Raw genomic sequence first — 22,495 nt, 5'->3', positions numbered from 1 at the left:
CATGAAGGAGATGAAAAATATTTTTAAAAAATTATTCGGATTTGCAGTGCTCGCAGGTAGCTTGGCAAGTTGTGCGGATACCAATTATCCAGGAGGGGAGGTGAGTCCTTATATCGGTATATATGATATCCGTAATTTATATAAAGGTTCGGCGATTGATCTGAACCTGGAAACCATGGAAGGCTCCAATAGCCTTTCGGCTGTGGTGATTTCGGATCACTCGGGTAATAACCTGCCTGAAGGCATGTTGTTCGTGCAGGATGCCAGAAGGTTAAGTTTATTAAGAGGAGTGGCCATTCCACTAGGAGATCTCGCTAAAGAATATAAACCGGGAGATTCTGTGATCATCAATCTCGATGGTACTGTTTTAGACCGTGTTGATGGACTCTTGCAGATCAAGAATGTGGACCAGAATCGCATCACTAAAGTGGCTTCAGATAGACCGGTTTATGCGACTTTAACCAATACCGCAAAGATTGCCGCGAAACCTTATGATTTCGAAAGTACCTTGGTGGCCATTGTTAAGGGAGGTTATACTTACACTCCTGAGCCGGGTCAGGTGATTTCTGGCGATCAGACCATCAATGATGGATTTGGAACCATTACGGTTTCTACCGATGCGAATTCAACATTGGCCAACCTTCCACAGTATAAAATGGCCAATTACTATGGTATCGTATTTACCAAACAGGAGCAAGACAGTGTTATTGCTTATCAGAAAATGCGTACGCAACGAGATTTAGTGGAATTGAAATCGGTATATAAGGTTCCGAAAGCTATTATTACCGGTTGGAACAATGATCCAAAAGGTTCCGATAATAACCATGAGTATATGCAGTTTATGGCAACAGAGGATATCGATTTTGCTAAAACGCCGTTCTCGGTGGTTACCACCAATAATGCCAATGCTTCCACCCCAGTGGGTTTCCCACAAAAGGGCTGGGCAACAGGTGGCATGCGGACCTATAAGATCAATCTGACCAAAGGAACAGCCAAGAAAGGGACCTTCTTCTATGTAGGTGGAACCAATGGATTGATCCTCAGTTCGGGATCCACCAGTATCAAACATGCCAACTGGATTGCTACACATAATTATGGCACGACCGATGGGCAAGGTTTCGGAACAAAGACCACCAACCTATTGGCCAATAGCGGAAATACCTATGGAATTGCGATTTTTGAAGGTACGGATGTAACAGAGAAATCGATCCCAGAGGATGTGATGTTTGTGGCTTCTGGAGGTAGTGTGGTTGGTAATGGTTTTGGATACCGTGTAGCCAATAATGACTTCTATGATATCATTAACCCGATCACGTTGAACGAACAGCCGTTCTATCGTTCTGGGTCGAATACCAACAATATTCCTTATAATACACCTTCCGATGCGGGCTATTTCAATTATATGGGGGGAGAATATAACATGACCTTAGGTCGTTGGACCAAAGCACGTGTAAAATATGCGCCTTTATTGGAAAAGACTTCTGTATTGGAGGATATTGAAAATCCAGAATTTGCAACCAAGCTGGTCTATTAACCATTTGGTTCCTGATTAGCATCATCGTTAATATTATACAATAAAATGGGTTCCTAAAGGAGCCCGTTTTTTATGCTTGAATATGCTGGTAATAAGCCATCTCTAGATGGGGAATATCATCTTCGAGATACATATCACTCTCTGTCTTGAATCCCAGTTCATTATAGAATTTTTCCAGGTATTGCTGACCGGAAATCCGGATCGGAAAATCAGGATAATCCTCTACCAAGCTTTGTATCGCTTGTTCCATCAATAATTTTCCATAATCCAATTTTCTGAATTCAGGATGGACCAGGACCCTTCCGATAGAAGAAGATCCAGGGTAGGAGTAATCTGGTGGGATCAATCGCGCATAGGCGACACATTTGTCATCCTTCACCGCAAATAGATGCTTGGCAAACTGATCCTTATCATCACAATCCCTATAGATACAAGTCTGTTCCAGTACAAAAACCTCCTGTCTTACCTGCAGGATTTTGTACAGTTCCAACGAACTCAGCTCTTCAAAGGATTTATTGAACCATTCCATTAGCTCAATAACGCTTTAACAACTTCTGAAATTGTTCTACCATCTGCTTTACCCGCCAATTTTTGATTGGCAACACCCATCACCTTACCCATATCTTTTACCGACGTAGCGCCACTTTCTGCAATAACTCCTTTAACGATCTCTTCGATGGCTGCACGGTCCAATTGTTTCGGTAGATAAGCCTCAATCACTTCCTGTTCTTCCACTTCGATCTGATAAAGATCTTCACGGTTTTGCTGTTGGTAGATTTCTGCTGATTCCTTACGTTGTTTCACCAATTTCTGAAGTACCTTGATTTCCGCTTCTTCGGTCATCTCCTCGCTATGGCCCTTTTCGGTTTTTGCCAACAAAATAGCCGCCTTGATGGCACGAAGTCCACGCAATTTTGCATTATCCTTAGCGATCATTGCCGCTTTAATATCTTGGTTGATTTGTGTTTCTAATGACATTCTATTATAAATTAAACGTATATGAATAGATTAGTTGTTTCTGTTGATGATGGTGCCATTGGCCTGCACGGTTGGCATGACCAATAGATCATTGATATTAACATGTTTTGGTCTGGAAAGCACAAAAGATACGATCTCCGCAATATCCTGACCGTTCAACGGAGTCAGGCCATGGTAGACGGCCTTTGCTCTTTCCTTGTCGCCATGAAATCTTACTTCCGAAAATTCCGTTTCCACCATACCTGGATTGATGGCAGTTACCTTGATCCCTTTGCTCAGTAGGTCAATGCGCATTGCCTTATTCAAGGCATCCACAGCGTGTTTGGTTGCACAATACACATTGCCGTTCGGATAGACCTCCTTACCGGCAATGGATCCCAAATTGATGATGTGCGCTTGTTCGCTCCCCTCCATCATAGGGACCACGTATTTGGTCACGTATAGAAGTCCCTTTACATTGGTATCGATCATTCTGTCCCAATCACCTATGTCTCCATCTTGAATCGGATCCAATCCTTGGCTCAGACCAGCATTATTGATCAAAACATCCACTTTGCGCCATTCTGCAGGGAGGTTCCCTAAAGTGGTCTCCACTTCTTCGGCATTGCGGACATCCAATTTGAAGGTATGTACCTCACAATTCGGGTTCAATGTTTTGATTTTATTCGTTAATTCTTCCAGTTTTTCAATTCTCCTGGCGCATAATAGCAAGCGAAAGTTCTGCTCTTCCGCCAATTGCAATGCACAAGCTTCACCTATTCCTGAGCTTGCCCCTGTAATTAAAACTGTTCTCATTTATTTTTTAGTTATGACATTCGTAAATGGTACAGAAGCCAAAAGTCTGTGGTCTTACCCGACAGGATTTAAAGCCTACTGTTTTGGTGATGGCTGCAAACCGTTCGCCATCAGGAAATTTGGCTACCGATTCCGGCAGGTATTCATAAGCTCTATTGTCTTTAGAGATCATTTTGCCCATCGCTGGCGTTATCTTGTTGAAATAAAAATTAAATAGCTGCTTGATCGGGAAGGCGGTAGGATTGGAAAGCTCCAAAATAATTGCCTTTCCACCAGGTTTCAATACCCTGCGGATATCGCTCAGTCCCTGTTCCAGGTTCTCAAAGTTCCGAACCCCAAAAGCAACCGTCACAGCGTCAAAGGTCTGGTCTTCGAAGGGTAGTGCCTCCGAATCGCCCAAACAAACCTCAAACTGATTTTCTAAACCTTTTTTCTTGATCTTTTCTTTCGCCACATCCAACATCCCTTGGGAAATATCCACCCCAATGATCTTTTTGGGATTCAGGATACGGATGGCTTCAATAGCAAAATCACCAGTTCCCGTGGCGACATCTAGCATCATCTGTGGGTTTAAACTTTTCAAAGATTTGATGGCTTTTTTGCGCCAGATGGTATCAATCCCCATCGTCATAAAACGGTTCAATAGATCATAAGTTTTCGAAATGTTGTTGAACATATCCGCTACTTGCTCTTTTTTTCCGCCCTCGGGATTGTATGGTTTTACTGTTGAAGCATCATTTGACATAGGGACAAAGATACAACAAAGTAAACAGAAATTATCCTTTATCTCCCGAGCTTTTTCCATAGTTTAGATAATCCAAAAACCTTAACTCCCTGACTATGAATTTGAACTGCTTTTTAAGCCAACAAAGCCTTTCCGAGGCTTTCCTGCTAAAGGCTTATTAACAGTCTCCGATGTTATCCACATCGATTTAAATGATTGATAATGAGTGTTTAAATAGAGTTATTAAGGTTTTATCCACATTTGATGTGGAATACTAAGGCTTGTAATTCAACTACTATTGCATGATTGTTGAAGCACCTATTTTAGCTGTTCATAACTTTGGTTATAGAGGTATTTTATTTTCCTTACATTTGTTACCCTATCATTGAAAACTTTTGAACAAGCCGTAGATAAATTGTAATATGTCTTTAGAAAACGAACACACAAATAGCCAGTCGGGTCAGTCGAACCGTCCGAACTTCAAGCAGAAACGGACGAGTGTGAACAACTTGATTAGTGGTTTGGGTAAGATACCACCTCAAGCTTTGGATCTGGAAGAAGCAGTCCTTGGCGCACTCATGTTGGAAAAGAATGCATTGAGTGAGGTGATCGATATCCTAAAACCGGATTCGTTCTATAAAGAAGCACATCAACAGATCTTCCAGGCAATTTATAACCTGTTCCAAAAGACTTCGCCAATCGATCTACTGACCGTAATCGCCGAATTGCGCGGAATGGGCGCTTTGGAAATGGTTGGTGGAGCTTATTATATTACCCAATTGACGGATAGGGTAGTATCTGCAGCCAATATCGAATACCACGCACGTATCATCTCCCAAAAATATATCCAAAGAGAACTGATCAAGGTGTCCACAGAGATCATCAACGCTTCGTATGACGAAACCAGTGATATCTTTGATCTATTGGATCATGCGGAGAAATCTTTGTTCGATATCGCGCAGAATAACTTGAGAAGGGATTCACGTAAGATGGACGACATCATGCGCGAAGCCATCAATAACCTGGAGTTATTACGTGATCGGACAGACGGTTTAACGGGTATTCCTTCCGGGCTGACAGCGTTGGATCGGATGACTTCCGGTTGGCAACCATCGGATCTGGTGATTATTGCGGCTCGTCCGGCAATGGGTAAAACGGCCTTCGTATTATCTGTAGCACGGAATGCTGCGGTAGACCATCAGCGTGCTGTTGCGGTATTCTCCCTGGAGATGTCGTCAGTACAGTTGGTTAACCGTCTGATTGCTGGAGAAACGGAGATTGAACAGGAGAAATTGAAAAAAGGTAATCTGGCAGACCATGAATGGCAGCAACTGCATTCCAGAATTGGTCGATTGACAGAAGCACCTTTGATCATCGATGATACCCCAGCGCTGAACGTATTCGAGTTCCGCGCAAAATGTAGACGTCTAAAAGCACAATACGATATTCAGATGGTGATCGTCGATTACCTGCAGTTGATGCATGGTAAAGGTGATGGTAAAGGTGGCGGTGGTAACCGTGAGCAAGAGATCGGTAGTATTTCCCGCGCATTGAAATCTGTTGCCAAAGAATTGAATATCCCGGTACTGGCCTTATCACAGTTAAGTCGTGCCGTAGAATCAAGACCTGGTAACAGTAAGCGTCCAATGCTTTCCGACTTACGTGAATCGGGATCTATCGAGCAGGATGCGGATATGGTGTTGTTCTTATATCGTCCGGAATATTATGGGTTGATGGAAGATGAAGAAGGTCGATCCACGGTTGGGGTAGGTGAGGTTATTATTGCGAAGCACCGTAACGGTGAAACTGGTATTGTACCTTTACGCTTTGTGGGTAAATATGTGAAGTTCGTGGATCTGGAGGATGATTTCTCTGGTATGGGTGGCCCTGAAGGTGGAAGTTTCAACGACTTTGGCGGTGCAAGTAGTGCTATGCAGCCTTCCAGTGATTTCGGTGGATTTGGTGGGGGTATTACTATGCCATCGAGAATGAACGATATGCCGGATGATGCACCGTTTTAGGGGTATTTATTTGGTAGTATTTAGTAGTTAGTATTTAGTAGTTAGACTGTGTAGTTTGATGGGAGATGAGGGATTATAGATGATAGATGAGAGATTATAGATTTTTGATGGAGAGGGATTAGGTAAAGGATAAAAAAATAAGAAAAAAAGCCGTATCAGATTGGAATTTGATACGGCTTTTTTATGTTGTTGTAGGCTAGTTTCAAGTGTAGTGTAAGTGAGTTGTAAGTGAGTTGTAAGTGTGTATTTGCACTTACATGGTACTTGCAATATTCTTGGAAGATGCTTTCATGAATAATTAAAACCTAGCCTAATTTTGGGTAATAATGTTCAATAGGAATAGTTAATTGCTGATGCTCTGAGAGCCGACGAATTTGATGTCAACTCTTCTGTTTTTAGTGCGGCCTTCGGGATTGTCCTGTCCGTTGGGTAGTTCATTGTCAGCGATGGGGTCTTTTTCCCCTTTTCCGCTGGCTAAGAGCTTATTTTTTACACCGTTTTTTTCGAACCATTGTTTTACTGCTTCTGCACGTTGTAGGGACAATTTGTCGTTGTATTGGTCATTCCCTTTTGAATCGGTATGCCCAATGATCTGAACGGCATCGGCATTAACTTTTTTCAGTTGATCAGCAACTTTTTTAAGTTCTGGTTCTGCCTCAGGTTTTATGGTTGCCTTATTAAAATCGAAAAGGTTGTCTGCTGCTAGGCGGATGTCGACATTCAAGTTGCTGGATGATGCTGTCAAACTGCTTCCTGAAGTAATCAAGGTTCCATCGGATGTGTTTGAGGATGAGGTGTTTCGGTTGTCCGTTGCTGAAGTAGTTTGGTTTTCGCTTTCTGAGGCGGTTTGGTTGCCTGATCTTGATGCAGAAAATGATCCAGTATCTGCACCAAACCCTTGGGATTCTGCTCTTAGGGTATCTACTGGCTCATTGTTTATGGGTGCATAAACCGTATCCTTGCTGCCTTTTTGATTGCTGTTTTCAGCATTGCAACCCATAAGTAGCAATGCTGAGAACAGACTCATATTTATAAAAGTTATTCCTGAATTTCTCATATTCCAAATTTCTCTTATCTCATCTTTTCTGCAATTCCATCTTTTCTACAATTCTATCCTTTCTGAAATCTGCTTTCTGCAATTCTATATGGATTATTGGCGGGTGATAGGAAGTCCATCAAACGTTCCGTAATCTCCTAACGTTAAACTGATGGTTTTGCTTTCAGCAGGTGGAGCTGCAAATTTCAGGCTCATCAATACCATTTTATCCGATCCCAGATACCTCATTTTTTTGCCCTCTGAATTGGTTGGCGTAAGCATAACTTTTCCAGCATCATCTTTCAGTAAGCTGTTTTTCTTTGCCGTTGCATCATCGATGTAATAGATGTTATCTGCTGGGAAATTGATGTTGATTGCATTTTTCTCTGGATTGTCCAGCATCAGTTCAACAGTCATGATGCTTCCCAACACATTGACCTTAGTGACATTAATAGTCCCGTCACTAACTTGTTTACTGCTGATTGCATTGGTTGTGGCTGGTTGTGCCGGTTCTTCCACAACTCTTTCTTCCACAATTACGGGTGAAGCTGGTTGGTTGACCACAATAGTCGTGTCCTTATCTGTGTCCTGATCAGTTTTGGTAGTTGTCGTACATGCCGTGCATGCCAATAGGCCTAAACCTAATAAGATTTTTGTATTTGAGTTCATAGGTGGTTATTTATTTAACAATTTGTGTTCAACTTCAAATACTTCAATTACTGTACCAAGTTAGACGATAGGGGGGGATAGGTGGTAGATGATAGATATTAGACAATAGACAATAGAATTTATTTGTCTAATTATTTTATTCCATCTGGGTTTTTGCTGTATTGATAATCTTTTATTTTTTTGAATTTCTAGCCCTTTTTGGATTTTATGATTTTATTGATCTCCACTTGAGAAAGGCCAGTTATTTTGGAGATTTTTTCAATGGGGTCACCATAATGATGAAGAAGTAAGACAAACTCTTGATTTCTTTCTGCTCTTCCTTTTAATTCTCCTTCTTCCAACCACGTGTCTTTCATTAATTGGGCATCCCTTTTACGTTTTAGTTCCCTGTCGTACATTTCCTGCTCCTTTCTGTTTAGATTTGTATATTTTGCTATTTTAAATAGTTTTTTAAAAATAGGATCCTGAAGTGGATCTGGGATTTTTTGCATGACCGACATATGTTTTAAAGCAAAAAGCCATTTCTCCAGATCTCCCTGTATTTCAGGTTCTTTCTTGGTAAAGTTAATCAATTCTAAGAAAATTATTTTGCTTTTTTCGAGATATATTGTTCCTGTTTCCATACTGCAATAGCAGAGCGGGTGGATATAATTTTGATCCTTGTTTTCTATTTCTAGCGGAAAGCTGTCCATGAGCACAATAGTGTAAATTTCCGAAATTTCGTAATTCCATTTTTTCTGCTTTCCGATTTGACCTTGTTCGGAAATGAGAATGGATTGATAATATAGTATTCGACTTAAGAAATTCCGCTGATTATACCGCTGTACCTCGATGATAATATGTTCCCCGTTCTGACCGATACAATGGAGATCAAAAAATACTTTCCCATGCTCTTTGGTTTTGCCAATTCGTTCTGAATTACATTCATGTATATCTAAGATAATTTTTCGTCCCTGAAAAACCACATTTAGGAAGTTGATCAATAGATCTTTGTTAGCTGATGTGCCGAATATTTTTTTAAAACCAAAATCCGATAAAGGTTCAATGTAGGTTGGTTTTATCTGTCGGCTCATTGTGTTAATTGTCTGTTATAAAGATAATTAACGTAGGGAAATTAATTGTTTCCTTCTTTTTATCAAATGGTTAAAAAAGGATTCGGATGAAAGGTAATAGATGTTAGATTATAGATGATAGACGATAGATAATAGACGATGGATAGCCGAAATTCGTCATTGCGAGGAACGAAGCAATCTTTGGACTAATCGAAAGATTGCTTCGTTCCTCGCAATGACGGAGAAATTGACCGTTATTTAATAGGGAAATTAAAATATTTATCCTTGAAAGGTTCGTTTTTCAGAGTATAGTGCCACCATTCTTCATCAAGTGCTTTGAAGCCATGTTTATCCATGAGAGTCCTTAATTTTTTGCGGTTGACTTTTTGGGTTTCTGTTAGATGCCGGTAATTGTGATGGGATTTTTCTCCGAAATAATCGAATGGACTGCCCATATCCAGTTCTTTTTTGTCTTTGAGGGTGATCAGGGTGAGGTCGATGGTGCTGCCTCGGCTATGTCCTGATCTTTCAGCAATGTATCCCAATTTGAAAAGGTTTCTTTTATCCACTTCGGGATAGAAAGTAGCTTTCGCCAAGGTATCTTTGATGTCCTTAGCCCAACGTTTGAAATGGTCGACCGCTTGTTGAGGTCGATAAGCATCAAAGACTTTGATCCCTAAGCCTTCTTTTTGGAGGTCCTTTTGCAATGCCTGAAGTGCGAATCCTGCTTCCAGGGTGGCATAGGCAACTTCACGTTTGTATCCATCCACTGGTCTACCCAGAAAATTATGGTTTCCATAATAGCTCAAGTCTATTTCTATTCCAGGTACGATTTTTTTCAGATCCACAAAGGTACCAGGCACTGGTTGTAAAACCGAACAAGAAGATAATATTAAGCAGAAAATCAGTAATATGCAGGAATTCAATAAAGTTCGAAAACAATGCTGGAGGTCTTTTTCTGTGGTCAATAAATTATTCATAGAATGGACTGTATTTCAGTTTTAATTGTATATAGAATTAAATGTATAAGGGTAGCTCTAATTTACGGAATGTTCTTGATAGATTAGATAATAGACGTTAGATAATAGATTATAGACCTTTCCCGACCTTGCGAGTTTTTTCGTCATTGCGAGGAACGAAGCAATCTTTCGATTAGTGTAAAGATTGCTTCGTCGTACCTCCTCGCAATGACGGGTCTATCGTCTATAGTCTATCATCTATAAACTCTCATCTAACGTCTCTCATCTATTGTCTACTCCATGTATTTTTCGTAATTTTGAGTCCCCATAAATAGAGGCAATAGATATTTAAACTTAGGAGCGAATTTTGGATTTTTTAGCAGGATTAAATCCTTCCCAGCGAGCGGCTGTCGAGCAGACTCAAGGTCCGGTGATGATTGTAGCAGGTGCAGGATCTGGAAAGACACGTGTGATAACCTATCGGGTGGCCCATTTGATTCAAAAGGGCGTTGATCCATTCAATATATTAGTATTAACCTTTACCAACAAGGCTGCGAAAGAGATGCGTGAGCGTATCATGAAGGTGGTTGGTCAAGAGGCGAAGAACATCTGGATGGGAACTTTCCACTCCGTTTTTGCCCGTATCCTACGGGTGGAGGCTGAACTGATCGGTTATCCCCGCAATTTTACTATTTACGATACAGACGATACCAAGAGCTTATTGCGCGCCATCTTGAAAGAGTTGAACCTGGATGATAAACTGTACAATGTAAACCATGTATATGGTCGGATTTCATCAGCAAAGAATAACCTGATCTCTCCGCAGGAATATAATAAGAACGAAGCCATTATGGCGGAGGATATCGCCAATGGAAGGGGACAATTGGGACAGATCTACATGACCTATGCGCAACGTTGTTACCGCGCCGGGGCCATGGATTTTGACGATCTATTGTTCAAGACCAATGTGCTGTTGAACAAACATCCCGATGTGCTGTACAAATACCAGCATCAGTTCAAATACCTGATGGTGGATGAGTATCAGGATACCAACTTTTCCCAGTACCTGATCGTGAAAAGACTGGCAGCAGTGAACGAGAATATCTGTGTGGTAGGGGATGATGCGCAAAGTATCTATGCATTCCGCGGTGCCAATATCCAGAACATCTTGAATTTCCAGAAGGATTATCCGGATGTGAAGGTCTATAAATTGGAACAGAACTACCGTTCGACCAAGATGATCGTCAATGCAGCGAACAGCATCATCGCCAACAATAAGAATCAATTAGAAAAGAATGTATTCTCCGACAATGAGGATGGAGAAAAAATAAAAGTTACACGTGCTTTTTCGGATAATGAAGAAGGAAAGATTGTTGCTGAGGCCATTTTGCAGGAAAAATCGCTTAAGACCTTAAACTTTAAGGATTTTGCAATCCTATATCGTACCAATGCGCAATCCAGATCCATGGAGGAAGCCCTTCGAAAGCTGGGAGTTCCCTATAAATTATATGGTGGAACCTCCTTCTACCAACGTAAGGAAATCAAGGACCTGATCGGGTATTTCCGATTGACCTTTAACCCGAATGATGAAGAAGCCTTAAAACGGGTGATCAATTATCCTCGACGCGGAATCGGTGATACCACCGTAGACCGTATCATGGTGGCTGCAGACCAGAACCAACTTAGACTCTGGGATGTGGTAGCCAATGCGCAGATGTTTTTGGACGGAAGGAGCGCGGGTTCAGTGACCAATTTTGGGATCATGATCCAAAGTTTCCAGGCAATGGCCAAAACCAATACGGCATTTGATACCGCCATGTATATCGCGCAACATTCCGGCATATTAAAGGATCTTTACGAGGATAAATCTGTTGAAGGCCTTGCTCGATACGAGAATATCCAGGAATTGCTGAATGGTATCAAGGAGTTTTCGGAGAGGGAGGACCTGGAGGAAAAAGGCCTGGATGTGTTCATGCAGGACATTGCTTTATTGACCAACGATGACAACGATAAGGATCCAAATGCAGATACGGTTTCTTTGATGACTATACATGCCTCTAAAGGATTGGAATTTCCGGTGGTATTCATCGTAGGATTGGAGGAGAATCTATTTCCATCGCAGTTGTCACTCAATTCCCGCTCGGAATTAGAAGAGGAACGCCGATTGTTCTATGTGGCAGTTACACGGGCAGAAAAGAAATTGCATCTTTCCTATGCCACCTCACGCTATCGTTGGGGAACCTTAAATAACTGTGAGCCAAGTAGATTCTTGGATGAATTGAACCCAAGTTGTTTGGATTTGGATTTCAAACCGCGAAGTTCTGCGGTTGGATCCGAGGATTTTCAATCAGAACGCGTATCTTGGCAGCGAAAAGAGACAGGCGATGTGTTTTCCAAACCGAAACCTAAGGTGGTGAAAACGACCTCGATATTGCCGAAGGCACATAAACCTACCGAAGGTTTTGCGCCATCGGATACATCCAACCTGCAAGTAGGGATGGAAGTGGAGCATGAAAGATTTGGTTTTGGGAAGGTGATCAACCTGGAGGGAAATAAACCGGATATTAAAGCAACTATTTTTTTCAAAGAGTTGGGACAGAAGCAATTGTTGCTTAAATTTGCCAAACTGAGAATCGTGGAATAATCCAAGAGTAATAAAATAAATTACCTGTACGGTAAAACAATAAATATGATTTTTGACTATAACAGTACCAGACCTAAACTTATCCTAGCTGAATATGGTAGGAATGTGCAGAACATGGTCGATTACATCTGTACCTTAACAGATCGCGAAGAACGTAATCGCCTAGCACAAGTGGTCATTGATATGATGGGTGTTCTGAACCCGCATCTACGCGATGTATCGGATTTCAAACATAAACTATGGGACCATCTTTACATCATTTCTGATTTTAAGATCGATGTAGATTCGCCATACCCGATCCCGACCAAAGAAAATATCCACCACAAACCGGATTCCCTTAAATATCCGAACCATAATATCCGTTTCAAACATTATGGCTATACCGTGGAAGAGATGATCCGCAAAGCAAAAGCAGTTTCCAATGAAGAGGCTAGACAGAAAATGACAGTTGGCATCGCCAATTTCATGAAGATGGCCTACCTGACCTGGAACAAGGATTCCGTATCGGACGAACAGATCCTGAATGATCTTTCTTTATTGTCCAACGGCGAACTGTCCCTACCAGCGGATACGGTATTGACCAAGGTTGATTTCAAAACGCCGCCTCCAGGAAACAGGATGAAGAGCACAGGCGGTAGTTCGAGTTCTGGTGCTAGTCAACAGAACAACAACCAACGCAAATACAACAACAATAATAATAACAATAACAACAACAATAAGAAGATGTCGAATTCCAAACGCCCGATGAACAATCCGGGTGGAAGGAAGAATAATTACCAAAAATAATTCATCGACTACGCTATATATCTTATGAATGCATTCGAAATTCATGGTGGAAAACCATTGAAAGGGGAGATTGTTCCTCAGGGCGCGAAAAATGAAGCCCTACAGATTATTTCAGCCGTATTATTGACGGAAGAAAAAATGACCATCAGCAACATCCCCGATATTAAGGATGTGAACAAATTGATCGATTTATTGGCTGCCTTAGGGGTGAAGGTCAATAGAGTAAATCAGGATACCTACGAATTCGAAGCCAAGGACATCAATATCGATTATTTCCAATCGGAAGAATTCAAACGCAAAGGTGGAAGCTTAAGAGGTTCCATCATGATCGTTGGTCCTTTGTTGGCGAGATTCGGTAAAGCGGCTATTCCTAAACCAGGAGGTGACAAGATTGGTCGCCGCCGTTTGGATACCCATTTCTTGGGATTCGAAAAATTAGGGGCTAAGTTTGTTTATGATGCAGAAAACCACTTTTTCAATGTAGATGCTACCCAGTTGAAAGGAACTTACATCCTATTGGATGAAGCTTCTGTAACAGGTACGGCAAACATTGTCATGGCTGCGGTTTTGGCAAAAGGAACAACTACGATCTACAATGCTGCTTGCGAGCCGTACCTACAGCAATTGTGTAAGATGTTGAACCGCATGGGGGCAAAAATCTCCGGAATCGGTTCTAATCTATTGACCATTGAAGGGGTAGAGCGTTTAGGTGGTACGGAGCATAGAATGTTGCCGGATATGATCGAAATCGGTTCTTTCATTGGTCTAGCGGCAATGACTGGATCCGAGATCACGATCAAGGATGTGTGTTTCCAGGAATTGGGTATTATCCCAACGGTATTTTCACGCTTAGGAATCAAATTTGAGCTTCGTGGCGACGATATATTCATTCCTGCGCAGGATCATTACGAAATCGACACCTTTATTGATGGGTCGATCCTGACAATTTCTGATGCTCCATGGCCAGGTTTTACGCCAGATTTGTTGAGTATCTGTTTGGTAACCGCTATCCAGGCGAAAGGAAATGTCTTGATCCACCAGAAGATGTTCGAAAGCCGTTTGTTCTTTGTGGATAAATTGATCGATATGGGTGCTCAGATCATTCTTTGTGATCCACACCGTGCAACCGTGATTGGATTGAACAAACAAACGAAATTACGTGGTATAGAAATGACCTCTCCGGATATTCGTGCCGGGGTTTCGCTATTGATCGCCGCATTGTCTGCTCAAGGAAAATCAACGATCTATAACATTGAACAGATCGAAAGAGGATACCAAAATATTGAGGAAAGGTTGAAAGCTTTAGGGGCGGATATCCGTCGTGTAGAAGCGCAACCTGCCGGACATTAATTATTTTTACATCGTAGTTTAAAAATACGATTGTCGGATTAATGTTAAAAAAAGTTCAAAGGGTTGCCCATATAAAAGGGCAACCCTATTTTTGTGCCATTAATTAAATGTTTCAACATATAAAAATGAGAAAAATCACATTATTATCAGCTATCGCTGCTCTTGTATTAGCATCTTGTGCTGGAAACCCTGAAGGTAAAAAAGCGGAAACCAAAGATTCAGTTGCCGTAGAAAACACTACTGCTGTTGCAGGATCGGTTTACAATGTAGACACTACTGCTTCTAAATTGGTTTGGAAAGGTACTAAAGTAACTGGTGCACACACAGGTACTGTAAACATCAAATCTGGATCGATCACTGTTGATGCTGGTAAATTAACTGGCGGAAACTTTGTATTGGATATGAACAGCATCAGCTCTACTGACTTGGAAGGTGAATACAAACAAAAATTGGATGGCCACTTGAAAGCTGATGATTTCTTCGCTGTTGCGACTCATCCGGAGGCTTCATTCACAATTACAGAGGTTAAAGCAGGTGCAACTGATCAAGATTTAGTGATTTCTGGAAACTTAGTGATCAAAGGAATCAGCAAAAACATCACTTTTGATGCTAAAGTAACAGAAGCAACAGAAACTGATGTTAAAGCAACAGCTAACTTCAATATTGAGCGTGCTCAATGGGGAGTGAACTATGCAGGTAAAGAAGATGATTTGATTTCTAAAGAGATCAACTTTGACGTTACTTTGGTAGCTAAAAAATAAATAGCTTTTAAGGGATTTTGAAAGGTAAGCTAATGCGCTTTTAATAATCTTGGTTAGGCTTTAGGAATATGAGGCAATCCTTTTCATAAAGGGTTGCCTTTTTTGTTTATTTTTGGGCTTGGGATGGTTGATGATGCAGTTGGATGGAAAGGGTGGAAATATATTTGATTTAATTTACTTAGAATGAAAATTACGTTGGTCTGTATTGGAAAGACAGATGATAGACATATTTTGGATGGAATTGAAGTGTATACTAAGCGCTTGAAACATTATTGTAATTTTCAATTGCAGGTGATTCCGGATTTGAAGAATGTGAAGAACTTGAGCCAGGAACAGCAGAAGGAAAAAGAGGGAGCTTTGTTATTGAAGAGCGTGAGCAATCAGGATTTCGTGATTTTATTGGATGAACGGGGGAAGGAATTGAGTTCTGTGGAGTTTTCGGCTTTTTTGGAGAAGCAGATGGTTTCCAGTGTGTCGAGTTTGGTGTTGTTGATCGGCGGGCCATATGGGTTTTCGGAGGAGGTTTACAATAGGGGGAATTATAAACTTTCTTTGTCACGGATGACCTTTTCGCACCAGATGATCAGGATGTTTTTTGTGGAGCAGTTGTATCGGGCTTATACGATCATGAGGGGGGAGCCATATCATCATGAGTAGATAGGTTGAAGGATTTTATTGAGGGGGATTGCTGGGTTTTGAGGAGAGAGATGATAGTTTTTGCATAAGGGGAATCTTGGTTGTTGGTAATTTTTGAAGAAATTTTGTGTAAATTAGGGTTTGATTGCATCTAAGAATTAAATCATTCAAGAATTAAATAAGAAAGGGAGTGTTATGGATTTAGATAAATTTAAAAGAGATTATAAGTATAAGAGTCAAGAAGGGGCACATGGTGGTGATGTCAATAAATGGATAATCATTATTGGTGGTGCTGTGGTAGTGGCTTTGGCTTATTTTTTTAGGTAGGAGTTTTTTTAAGTAAGAGCTCTTTCGGCTAGGACTCTCGTCCTGTCTACCATCTCGTCATTGCGACATTATCGTCATTGCGACATTTTCGTCATTGCGAGGAACGAAGCAATCTTTCGACTTAAATAAAGATTGCTTCGTTCCTCGCAATGACGTTTTTTTTCCTTTTAAGATATCTGCCATCAAAAAAACCTCACTACAACCTCACTACAACTTCAAAAATACCTCGAAAACACCTCAAAAAACTTCAAAAAAATAAGGCGATACGGGGAGTATCGCCTTAAAATCACACTAACTATTAATAAAACCCTATAGAACTAGGTGTTTTCAAAACATAAATCTTGAATTTGGATTCTCATCTCATCTCCAAGACCTACTGTAAAAGTAAAAACCTTTTGTTATAATATCAAATAAAAGTTGCAACATTTATATTATAATTTGATTTTATCTGCAACTTTTAAAAATTCTAACCAAGCAACTTGATCCGTTTTAAACGTAAAATCTTTCGCCTGTAATACCTTTAAAGGAATCAAACGAAAGGATTGTAACTTACCTTCAATAGACTCCTCCCGAAAATCAAAAACTTCCGTCCTAATCTTTAAATCTACCTCATTCAAACACCTCACCTGGTAGTAAATGGAAATTATCTGGCTCTCGTTAAAGCTCGATTTCTCCCAAAAATCGGTTGTATAGATGTGTCTCACCACTTCTATCTCCATCCCCGTCTCTTCCTGATACTCTCTTTTAAGGGCGTCTAACAGACCTTCCCCATATTCTAGTCCTCCACCAGGAAACTTCGTGAATGAAACGTTTTCGGTGCGCTCATCACTGATCAATACCTCTCCACGCTCATTCACCAGGATGCCATACACCCGGACATTGAATAAATACATATTATTATTAAATTTTTATTTGGACTATAAGGGTTGAAAACCCGATTCAACCGCTTCCGAATCTAATCCAACCAATGAATAATGTTTTGGTAGAAACCAGGAAATGGTATTCATCGCCTGCTGATATTCCCGCTCATTCGCAAAGTTCTTTGGCGTAAGATTCAGCACCAGATCCTGCGAAACTTTTTCTTCATCGGTATAATTCCTCGCGATCAACATGACCATCGGATTTCGAACGCCTGAATATTGTAGGAATTCACTCATATGTCGCCTCACATAGGCAGGTAGGATCTCCTCGGATGGTTGACCAACAAGGATCTCCTCATCGCTTCCGATTGCAAAATCACCCGTGTTCTTGGAAAATAGGCTCTCATCGGTGTAATATTCGCCATTCAATTCCAGGTTCAACAGATCCCCATAACTGAACATCCAATCCGGCTGCTCCTTATGGGTATTGATCGCCACCCCAAATCCGCTTTTTAATAAGGTCGAAAGTTTATTTTTTATCACATAGGCATGGAAATTCTCCCCATTGGCCACCGTTTTCAGGTTAAAGTAGGGGAAGCCCTCCGTACTCATAATGATCTCAGGTTCGGCTACCTGTAAATTCGCTTCGGAAATATTTTCAATAAAGGCTGCAATCCATTTCCCATCCCGTTCGGGCAAAGGGATCTCTAATAGGTTGTTGACAGCAATGGTTTTCTCTAGATCACCAAAATTTCCTGCGCCGTTGCTAGCATCAAAAAAATGGATATTACTCATGTTAAAATAAAAATACGGCTAAAAGTAGTGAATAAAGTCCTAATGTTAAGTGATTAATTCAAATTACATGGGATTAAACCTCTCTTCGGATTAAGATATACAGGTTTATTTTATTACTTTTGTTAAAACAGGAAACACTTTAATGTCAGATTTAAACGCGACAAGACCAGTGCAATTTAATTCAGAGAAAATTAGTTATGAGGAATTCCGCCAGGTCCTTATAGACGATTATAAACTAGCCGTTCAAAGCCGTATCGTAAGTTTGTTGGGAAGGAAAGAAGTGCTGACCGGGAAAGCAAAGTTTGGGATTTTTGGCGACGGAAAAGAATTAGCACAAATTGCTTTATCCAAGGTTTTCAAACCTGGAGATTGGCGTTCTGGGTATTACCGGGATCAAACCTTAGCATTTGCCTTAGGCATCAGCAGTATCTATCATTTCTTTTCCCAATTGTATTCCAATCCCGACCTTTCCGCTGATACTTCCTCCGGAGGTAGGCAGATGGTGGCCCATTTCTCCACGAAATTATTGGATGAGGATGGCGAATGGTTGGATCAGACCGCTCAGGTCAACTCCTTTTCGGATGTATCTACTACAGGTGGGCAGATGGCCAGAATTCTCGGCCTCGGCTTAGCCTCTAAACTATATCGTAACAATCCAGGGCTTTCACACAGTGAAAAGTTTACCAAAGATGGTCAGGAAGTAATCTTCTGTACCATTGGAAATGCATCTACCTCAGAAGGTGTGTTCTGGGAGACGGTGAATGCCGCTGGGGTAAAGCAGATTCCAGTCGTGATCTCCATTTGGGATGATGGCTATGGGATTTCGGTTCCTAATGAAATTCAAACAACCAAAGGGGATATTTCCAACGTGTTGAGGGGATTTCAGGAGGATGAGTCAGGACAAGGCTACCAGATCTTTAAGGTCAAAGGATGGGATTATGCCGGGCTTTGTGAGGTGTACGAAAAGGCTGCAGAATATGCTCGTGAGCATTGCAAACCATGTTTGGTGCATGTCTATGAAATGACCCAACCTCAGGGACACTCTTCCTCGGGTTCGCATGAAAGATATAAATCTCCCGAACGATTGACTTGGGAGACGGATTTTGATTGTAATGACCGCATGCGGGAATGGATGTTGAGTTCGGGTATTGCAGATGAAGAGGAATTAAAACAGATTGAATCAGAGGCCAAGGATTTTGTTCGACAAGAACAGAAACGTGCCTGGTCAGATTATAAAAAGACCTTACAGGTTGATCTAACGGAAGCCATTGAACTGCTTCAGGGGATCAATCACCACGCAGTGGAAATACCTTTGAAAACCTTATTGTCTATTACAGAGCCTTCTCTAAAGGAGGTTTATGTCAATGTTAGAAGGGTGATCAGGGAGTTGCGCGGTGTGGAGGTTGCTGGAAAAGAAGAGTTATTGGCTTGGTACAAAAAAAGTCAGGAGCTTAATAGTTTCCGCTTCAACGATAAGTTGTATTCTTCTACACAGCATTCTCCGCTAAAGGTGGAGGAGATTCCTGCAAACTATGATGCAGATGCGGCTATCGTAGATGGTAGGGAAGTTCTGAATGCCTGCTTCCGAGCTAATTTTGATAAGGATGCTCGTTTATTGGCATTTGGAGAAGATGTAGGGAAAATTGGAGATGTGAACCAAGGTTTTGCTGGACTACAGGAGGAATTTGGTGAACAACGTATATTTGATACTGGAATTCGGGAGACTGCCATTATTGGAAAGGGTATTGGGCTTGCGGTACGTGGTTTCAGACCGATTGCTGAGATCCAATACCTCGATTATCTGATCTACGCATTTCCTGTATTGAGTGATGATCTGGCAAGCTTGAGCTATCGGACTAAAGGTCAGCAGAAGGCGCCTTTGATCGTGAGAACGAGGGGGCACCGTTTAGAAGGGATCTGGCATTCGGGTTCTCCGATGTCAGTTTTATTGGGCGGGCTTCGCGGAGTGCATATCTGTGTACCAAGGAACATGACGCAAGCTGCTGGTATGTACAATACCTTATTAAAAGGGGATGAACCAGCATTGGTCATCGAATGCTTGAATGGGTACCGTTTGAAAGAAAAAATGCCTGCAAATATTGGTGATTTCACCGTGCCGATCGGCAAGGCAGAGCTGTTAAGGGAAGGATCTGATATCACGGTTGTTTCTTATGGCTCTACGTTAAGGATCGTTCAGGAGGCTGCATTGGAATTGGATAAGGTCGGAATTTCGATTGAAATTATCGACGCACAATGTCTACAACCTTTTGATAGGGAAGCTATTTCAGCAAAATCATTGGAGAAGACCAATAGATTATTGGTTGTCGATGAGGATTTTCCAGGAGGGGCATCAGCGTTCATTACCCATGAGATTTTAGAAAAACAAGGTGGTTATTACTTCCTGGATGCTAAACCTAGGACTTTGACCGCTAAAGCACATAGACCGCCATACGGATCAGATGGTGATTACTTCACTAAACCTGCTGTAGATGATGTGGTAGAAACTGCTTATCAGATCATGTCTGAAAGCAATCCAAAAAAATATCCTCCTTTGTTCTAAGGAGGATATTTTCCGATTTAAGATTTAATTACCTGATTTATTGTTCTTCGTTTGAAAATAGGGAAGCAGCACCAATAATGGCCGCATGTTCCTGGTATTTGCCTATAGAGATGTCCAAACCTTTCAAAAGGGATTTATCTTTAAAAATAAGATCCCATGCCTTTACGATATTTCCGCCGATTATCAAATGCTTACATTGATGCTTTTGGCTAAAGAAATGGAGGAAGCTGGCTAGGTTTTGACTATATTCTTTTAATAATTGATCAACTTCTGCGCCTTTGTTGTTCTCCAAAATCTCACGCAACCCTTTTTCTGATTTTCCGGTCAATTCCTCAAATCTTTTGGTGAACCAACGGGTTACCAAATATTCTTCATAGATGGAATCCTTATAGACTGTGTTCCATAGATCCGCATCGAATGCCTTTTCGCCATTCCGCCAAACAGCCGATCCCAATCCTGTTCCTAGAGTTACCCCCAGGACACAATCTTTATGTTCCAGTCTACCTCCGAAAACTTCACCCTGTAAAAATGCCGCAGCATCGTTGATGTAACGAATATGGAGGTTTTCATCTCCGATTCCCTCTATAATAGGATCTGTTACCGGAACTTTATAAATGCTATCGTATTTTGCCTGTCCCTTCATCAGCGGGATTCCCTTTTCATAATCAAAGGGACCGGGTGCTGCAATGCCGATTTGGGTCACTTGGGATTCCATTTTGGCCAAGCAGTTTTTCATGTTGGAGGTCCATTCTTGAAAAATCGATTTAGCATTTTGCAGCGAATTAACATGCGAACGCGTGATAGTTTTTTCAATAATTGTCCATGTCGACCTGTCGACAATAGCAGATGTAATATGTGACCCCCCGATATCGCAGGATAGTATATAGTCGCTAATAGGCATTATTTAAATAAGCATTATGTTTCAATAGGTGATCTGCAATCACCAATGCAGCCATCGCTTCCACGATGATCACAGCACGAGGTACCACGCAAGGATCATGACGTCCCTTGCCCGAGATTGTAGCCTCTTGGCCTTCCTCATTTATTGTTGCTTGATCACGCATGATGGTTGCCACAGGTTTAAATGCAGTTTTAAAGGTAATATCCATGCCGTTGGAAATGCCGCCTTGGATACCACCAGAAAAATTGGTTAATGTTTTTACTTTAGCATCTTCGTTGACAAATATATCATTATGTTCTGAACCTTTCATAAAGGAACCTTCAAAACCTGAACCATATTCAAAACCATGCACTGCATTGATCCCCATCATTGCCTTGGCAAGATCGGCATGCAGTTTGTCGAATACCGGCTCACCTAAACCCACTGGTACATTGCGGATTATGGTAGATATTCTTCCGCCAACGGTATCCCCATTTTTACGAATGCCATCGATGAATTCCGCCATTTCAGCTGCTGTTGCAGGGTCTGCGCAGCGAACAATATTTCCCTCTCTGATCTCCAATAGCGTAGAAAGGTTTGTAACATCGATATTTGGCGCTTCAATATGGCCAACACCAGAAACATGCGCGAATACTTCAATACCATGTTTCTTTAAGAATAGTTTTGCAATAGCTCCAGCGGCTACCCGAGCAGCAGTTTCGCGAGCAGATGAACGACCACCACCACGATAATCACGGATACCATACTTTTGTTGGTAGGTGTAATCGGCATGTGAAGGTCTGAATTTATCTTGGATATGCGAGTAATCTTTAGAGCGTTGATCCTCGTTGGGAATCACTATAGCAATCGGCGTTCCGGTAGATTTTCCTTCGAAAACTCCCGAAAGGATCTGAGCAGTATCGCTTTCCTTCCGTTGGGTAGTAATTTTAGATTGGCCTGGCCTACGCTTATCCAATTCCGATTGGATAAATTCCTCATCGATGTCGATTAATGATGGACAACCATCAATAATTACCCCGATAGCCTTCCCATGAGATTCACCAAAAGTGGTAATCTTAAAAATATCGCCAAAAGAATTTCCTGCCATAATGCTATAATGCCCGTAAA

The 22,495-nt window shown here is 41.3% G+C and carries 21 protein-coding genes; 9 read left to right on the top strand and 12 right to left on the bottom strand.

Annotated features, from left to right (window positions below):
* The first annotated feature begins 1 nt into the window (after position 1).
* The gene (locus VJ786_RS04595; protein ID WP_336557351.1) at positions 2-1,534 is read left to right on the top strand and encodes a DUF5689 domain-containing protein; all 1,533 of its coding nucleotides are present in this window, start codon (positions 2-4) and stop codon (positions 1,532-1,534) included.
* A gap of 70 nt (positions 1,535-1,604) precedes the next feature.
* Here the strand turns inward: VJ786_RS04595 and VJ786_RS04590 are convergent, their stop codons facing one another.
* From VJ786_RS04590 to ubiE, 4 genes are read right to left on the bottom strand one after another with little or no spacing between them, the layout of a single operon-like run.
* Positions 1,605-2,063, bottom strand: coding sequence for a GNAT family N-acetyltransferase (locus VJ786_RS04590; RefSeq protein ID WP_099365285.1), 459 nt, complete (start codon positions 2,061-2,063; stop codon positions 1,605-1,607).
* Positions 2,063-2,512: a GatB/YqeY domain-containing protein gene (locus VJ786_RS04585; RefSeq protein WP_134776976.1), complete on the bottom strand. Its 450-nt coding sequence runs from the start codon at positions 2,510-2,512 to the stop codon at positions 2,063-2,065. Before VJ786_RS04585 ends, VJ786_RS04590 begins: the two co-directional genes overlap by 1 nt.
* Before the next feature lie 30 nt (positions 2,513-2,542).
* Positions 2,543-3,307: an SDR family NAD(P)-dependent oxidoreductase gene (locus tag VJ786_RS04580; protein WP_134776975.1), complete on the bottom strand. Its 765-nt coding sequence runs from the start codon at positions 3,305-3,307 to the stop codon at positions 2,543-2,545.
* 7 nt (positions 3,308-3,314) lie between these two features.
* A complete protein-coding gene (ubiE, locus tag VJ786_RS04575) occupies positions 3,315-4,052 on the bottom strand; it encodes a bifunctional demethylmenaquinone methyltransferase/2-methoxy-6-polyprenyl-1,4-benzoquinol methylase UbiE (protein WP_134778411.1) in 738 nt (245 codons plus the stop codon).
* Between the two features lie 401 nt (positions 4,053-4,453).
* Here ubiE and dnaB point away from each other — a divergent pair, with 401 nt between their 5' ends.
* Complete coding sequence (gene dnaB / locus VJ786_RS04570) at positions 4,454-6,052, top strand: replicative DNA helicase (RefSeq protein ID WP_099365289.1); 1,599 nt, start codon at positions 4,454-4,456, stop codon at positions 6,050-6,052.
* 343 nt (positions 6,053-6,395) lie between these two features.
* On the opposite strand, the gene VJ786_RS04565 is transcribed toward dnaB, so the two are convergent.
* The 4 genes from VJ786_RS04565 to VJ786_RS04550 all read right to left on the bottom strand — a co-directional run bounded on the left by VJ786_RS04565 (position 6,396) and on the right by VJ786_RS04550 (position 9,789).
* Entirely contained in the window at positions 6,396-7,079 is a 684-nt protein-coding gene (locus tag VJ786_RS04565; protein ID WP_336557350.1) for an OmpA family protein, read from the bottom strand.
* Between the two features lie 123 nt (positions 7,080-7,202).
* Positions 7,203-7,757, bottom strand: coding sequence for a hypothetical protein (locus VJ786_RS04560; RefSeq protein ID WP_134776973.1), 555 nt, complete (start codon positions 7,755-7,757; stop codon positions 7,203-7,205).
* 188 nt (positions 7,758-7,945) lie between these two features.
* A complete protein-coding gene (locus tag VJ786_RS04555; protein WP_099365292.1) occupies positions 7,946-8,830 on the bottom strand; it encodes an Rpn family recombination-promoting nuclease/putative transposase in 885 nt (294 codons plus the stop codon).
* A 233-nt stretch (positions 8,831-9,063) separates the two neighbouring features.
* Positions 9,064-9,789, bottom strand: a complete 726-nt coding sequence (locus VJ786_RS04550) for a M15 family metallopeptidase (RefSeq protein WP_134776972.1) — start codon at positions 9,787-9,789, stop codon at positions 9,064-9,066.
* Positions 9,790-10,135: 346 nt separating this feature from the next.
* On the opposite strand from VJ786_RS04550, the gene VJ786_RS04545 reads away from it, so the two are divergent.
* The 6 genes from VJ786_RS04545 (at position 10,136) to VJ786_RS04520 (ending at position 16,272) form a co-directional block, all read left to right on the top strand.
* Positions 10,136-12,412: an ATP-dependent helicase gene (locus tag VJ786_RS04545; RefSeq protein ID WP_134776971.1), complete on the top strand. Its 2,277-nt coding sequence runs from the start codon at positions 10,136-10,138 to the stop codon at positions 12,410-12,412.
* Between the two features lie 45 nt (positions 12,413-12,457).
* Positions 12,458-13,198 (top strand): DUF4290 domain-containing protein, encoded by a 741-nt coding sequence (locus VJ786_RS04540; protein ID WP_134776970.1) that lies wholly within the window; start codon positions 12,458-12,460, stop codon positions 13,196-13,198.
* Positions 13,199-13,222: 24 nt separating this feature from the next.
* On the top strand, positions 13,223-14,548 hold the full coding sequence (murA, locus tag VJ786_RS04535) for a UDP-N-acetylglucosamine 1-carboxyvinyltransferase (protein WP_134776969.1): 1,326 nt from the start codon (positions 13,223-13,225) through the stop codon (positions 14,546-14,548).
* Between the two features lie 125 nt (positions 14,549-14,673).
* Positions 14,674-15,309: a YceI family protein gene (locus tag VJ786_RS04530; protein WP_099365297.1), complete on the top strand. Its 636-nt coding sequence runs from the start codon at positions 14,674-14,676 to the stop codon at positions 15,307-15,309.
* A gap of 183 nt (positions 15,310-15,492) precedes the next feature.
* Positions 15,493-15,966 (top strand): 23S rRNA (pseudouridine(1915)-N(3))-methyltransferase RlmH, encoded by a 474-nt coding sequence (gene rlmH / locus VJ786_RS04525; protein ID WP_134776968.1) that lies wholly within the window; start codon positions 15,493-15,495, stop codon positions 15,964-15,966.
* A 174-nt stretch (positions 15,967-16,140) separates the two neighbouring features.
* A complete protein-coding gene (locus tag VJ786_RS04520) occupies positions 16,141-16,272 on the top strand; it encodes a hypothetical protein (RefSeq protein WP_257213667.1) in 132 nt (43 codons plus the stop codon).
* Between the two features lie 431 nt (positions 16,273-16,703).
* On the opposite strand, the gene VJ786_RS04515 is transcribed toward VJ786_RS04520, so the two are convergent.
* Positions 16,704-17,165: an NUDIX domain-containing protein gene (locus VJ786_RS04515; RefSeq protein WP_134776967.1), complete on the bottom strand. Its 462-nt coding sequence runs from the start codon at positions 17,163-17,165 to the stop codon at positions 16,704-16,706.
* 24 nt (positions 17,166-17,189) lie between these two features.
* Positions 17,190-17,927, bottom strand: a complete 738-nt coding sequence (locus VJ786_RS04510; protein ID WP_134776966.1) for a hypothetical protein — start codon at positions 17,925-17,927, stop codon at positions 17,190-17,192.
* A gap of 142 nt (positions 17,928-18,069) precedes the next feature.
* Between VJ786_RS04510 and VJ786_RS04505 the strand changes: the two genes are divergently transcribed.
* A complete protein-coding gene (locus VJ786_RS04505; protein ID WP_134776965.1) occupies positions 18,070-20,487 on the top strand; it encodes an alpha-ketoacid dehydrogenase subunit alpha/beta in 2,418 nt (805 codons plus the stop codon).
* Positions 20,488-20,524: 37 nt separating this feature from the next.
* On the opposite strand, the gene VJ786_RS04500 is transcribed toward VJ786_RS04505, so the two are convergent.
* Together VJ786_RS04500 and aroC are read right to left on the bottom strand one after the other, a co-directional pair.
* The gene (locus tag VJ786_RS04500) at positions 20,525-21,388 is read right to left on the bottom strand and encodes an ROK family protein (protein WP_134776964.1); all 864 of its coding nucleotides are present in this window, start codon (positions 21,386-21,388) and stop codon (positions 20,525-20,527) included.
* Positions 21,378-22,475, bottom strand: a complete 1,098-nt coding sequence (gene aroC, locus VJ786_RS04495) for a chorismate synthase (RefSeq protein ID WP_134776963.1) — start codon at positions 22,473-22,475, stop codon at positions 21,378-21,380. The genes VJ786_RS04500 and aroC overlap by 11 nt, the downstream gene beginning before the upstream one ends.
* Positions 22,476-22,495 lie beyond the last annotated feature (20 nt).

The organism is Sphingobacterium tenebrionis (assembly GCF_037126265.1).
Taxonomy (GTDB): domain Bacteria; phylum Bacteroidota; class Bacteroidia; order Sphingobacteriales; family Sphingobacteriaceae; genus Sphingobacterium; species Sphingobacterium tenebrionis.
Note: the sequence above shows the minus strand (reverse complement) of the source record. Positions and strands in the feature narration are given on the sequence as shown.